Source organism: Aquipuribacter hungaricus (genome assembly GCF_037860755.1).
GTDB lineage: Bacteria > Actinomycetota > Actinomycetes > Actinomycetales > JBBAYJ01 > Aquipuribacter > Aquipuribacter hungaricus.
On the sequence record NZ_JBBEOI010000346.1, the window covers coordinates 1 to 2,783 of the forward strand.

The 2,783-nt window shown below is 76.7% G+C and carries 2 protein-coding genes; both read left to right on the forward strand.

Going from position 1 to position 2,783, the window contains the following annotated elements:
- Positions 1 to 1,173: class I adenylate-forming enzyme family protein (locus tag WCS02_RS19365; RefSeq protein ID WP_340295918.1), on the forward strand; the 1,173-nt coding region annotated here is incomplete at its 5' end.
- Positions 1,174 to 1,316: 143 nt separating this feature from the next.
- Positions 1,317 to 2,735 carry an alpha,alpha-trehalose-phosphate synthase (UDP-forming) gene (locus tag WCS02_RS19370; protein ID WP_340295919.1) on the forward strand — a complete coding sequence of 473 codons (1,419 nt, stop codon included), beginning with the start codon at positions 1,317 to 1,319 and terminating at the stop codon, positions 2,733 to 2,735.
- The last annotated feature ends 48 nt before the right edge of the window (positions 2,736 to 2,783 follow it).

Here is a 2,783-nt window from a genome sequence, read left to right on the forward strand (position 1 = left end):
GTGCTGCCGACCGGGCACGTCCTGCTCGCCGAGGGGCGGACGCGCAGCGGCGCCGGCGCACCCGTCCGGCGCGCCCGCGCGCTGCCGCCCCTGCCCGAGGACGCCGCCGCCGTGCACTCCCTGGTCGCGACCTCCGGCTCCACCGGGGCGCCCAAGCTCGTCCGGCTCACCGGGGCGATGGTCGACCACGCAGCCCGCGCCTACGGGTCCCTGCTGGGGCTCGGCCCGGACGACCGCACCCCCGTCCACCTGCCGATGTGGTGGGTGTCCGGCCACGTCACCCAGCTCGCGAGCGCCCTCGCCTCGGGCGGCTCCGTCGTGACGATGCCCGCCTGGTCCCCGGCCGACCTGGTCGCGGTCGTCCGCCGCCACGGCGCGACGTGGCTGGACCTCGTGCCCACGCTGTGGCACGGGCTGCTGCGCGAGGACGGCTTCTCCGCCGCGTCGCTGCCGAGCCTGCGCGCCGCCGTGTTCGGCGGGGCCCCGGCCGCCCCGGAGGTGCTCGCCGAGGTCCGCCGGCGCGTGCCGGGCGTCGCGCTGCTCGACGCCTACGCCATGTCCGAGGTCCCGTCGCCCCTCACCTGCCTCACCGCCCGCGACGCGGCGGTGCACCCGACGAGCGTGGGGCGGGCCCTGCCGGGGGTGCACGTGGAGGTCGTCGACGAGCAGGGCCGGGCGCTGCCCACCGGCGCCACGGGGGCGGTCGCCGTGCGCTCGCCGGCGCTGACCCCGGGGTACGACGGCGGCGCCCGGCTCGCCGTCGACGACCGGGGCCGGTTCCGGACCGGCGACGTGGGGGTGCTCGACGACGAGGGCTTCCTCGTCCTCACCGGCCGGGCCGCGGACCGCATGATCCGGGGCGGCGTGACCATCCACCCCGCGGAGGTCGAGCGCGCCCTGCTCGCCTCGGGCCTGGTCGCGGCCGCGGTCGTCGTGCCCGTGCCGGCCCGGCTCCACGGTGACGACGTCGGCGCGGTCGTCGTCCCCACCCTGGGTGCCCCGAGCACCCCACGTCAGGGCGTCGCGGGCCCCGACGTCGCCGCGCTCCGGGCCGCGGTCCGCGCCCGCGTCGGCGCGCACGCCGTGCCGGTCCGGGTCGTCGTCGTCGACGAGCTGCCCCGCACCCCGAACGGCAAGCCCGACCGGGAGGCCGTGCGCCGGCTGCTGGCCTGAGGCGGCGCGCCCGGGTGGACGGGCCCCGGACCTCACGACCATGCTGGCCGCGGGCGCGCGGAGTGCGGGAGCGGTCACGGGGGTATCACCCCCGGGGCGGGCCGCGGGTGCCCGTCGCCGCCGACAGCCAGGGGAGCATCTGCATGCCGTCCGGACAGTACGACTTCGTGGTCGTGGCCAACCGCCTGCCGGTGGACCGCGTCGGCACGGCGGAGGACGGCTCCCCGCAGTACGAGACCTCGCCCGGCGGCCTGGTCACCGCCCTGGCCCCGGTCATGACGGCGCACCGCGGCGCCTGGGTGGGCTGGCCCGGCGCCCCCGGCGAGGCCGGCGAGCCGTTCGACTCCGAGGGCATGCACCTGGTGCCCGTCGAGCTCAGCCACGAGGACGTCGAGGACTACTACGAGGGCATGAGCAACGGCACCCTGTGGCCGCTGTTCCACGACGTCATCGTCGCCCCGGAGTACCACCGCAGCTGGTGGGACGCCTACGAGCGGGTCAACCAGCGCTTCGCCGACGCCGCCGCCGCCCAGGCCGCGCAGGGCGCCACGGTGTGGGTGCAGGACTACCAGCTGCTGCTGGTCCCGGCGCGGCTGCGGGCGCTGCGACCGGACCTCAAGATCGGCTTCTTCAACCACATCCCGTTCCCCGGCTACGAGATCTTCAGCCAGCTGCCGTGGCGCAGCCAGGTCGTCGAGGGCGTCCTCGGCGCGGACCTGGTCGGGTTCCAGCGCCGCGGCGACGCCGCGAACTTCCTGCGGGCCTGCCGCCGGCTGGGCGACGCGAGCACCAAGGGCGGCACCATCTCCGTCGCGGGCGGGCGCACCGTGCGCGCCGGTGCCTTCCCCATCTCCATCGACTCCCGCGGCTTCGAGGAGCTCGCGTCCGCCCCGGAGGTCATGGCCCGCGCCGAGCAGATCCGCAAGGAGCTCGGCGACCCCGACACCGTGCTCCTGGGCGTCGACCGCCTCGACTACACCAAGGGCATCCGGCACCGGCTCACGTGCTTCTCCGAGCTGCTCGCCGACGGCCGGCTCGGGACGGAGTCCGCGGTGCTCGTGCAGGTCGCGAGCCCGTCCCGCGAGCGGGTCCGCGCCTACTCCGACCTGCGCGACGAGGTCGAGCTCACCGTCGGCCGGATCAACGGAGACCACGGCACCGTCGGCTTCCAGCCCGTGCACTACCTGCACCAGTCGTTCCCCCGCGAGGAGATGGCGGCCCTGTACCTGGCCGCCGACGTCATGCTCGTCACCGCGCTGCGGGACGGGATGAACCTCGTCGCCAAGGAGTACGTCGCCGCGCGCCACGACTCCGACGGCGTCCTGGTCCTCAGCGAGTTCGCCGGTGCCGCGGACGAGCTCACCCAGGCGGTGCTCATCAACCCCCACGACATCGCCGGCACCAAGGCCGCCGTGCTGCGTGCGGTGCAGATGCCGCGCGACGAGCGCCGCCGCCGGATGCGGGCGCTGCGCCGGCGCGTCGTCGAGCACGACGTCGAGCGCTGGGCGGCGGGCTTCCTCGACGCGCTCGCCGGGCACGCCGACCAGCCGGACGCCGGGTGAGCGCCGTGGGCCCGGAGCCCGTCGGCCCGGGGGTCGAGGACGGCCTGG

Bases quoted from the DNA above. Each gene is read 5' to 3' on its own strand.
- WCS02_RS19370 (WP_340295919.1), top strand. From the start codon at position 1,317: ATGCCGTCCGGACAGTACGACTTCGTGGTCGTGGCCAACCGCCTGCCG.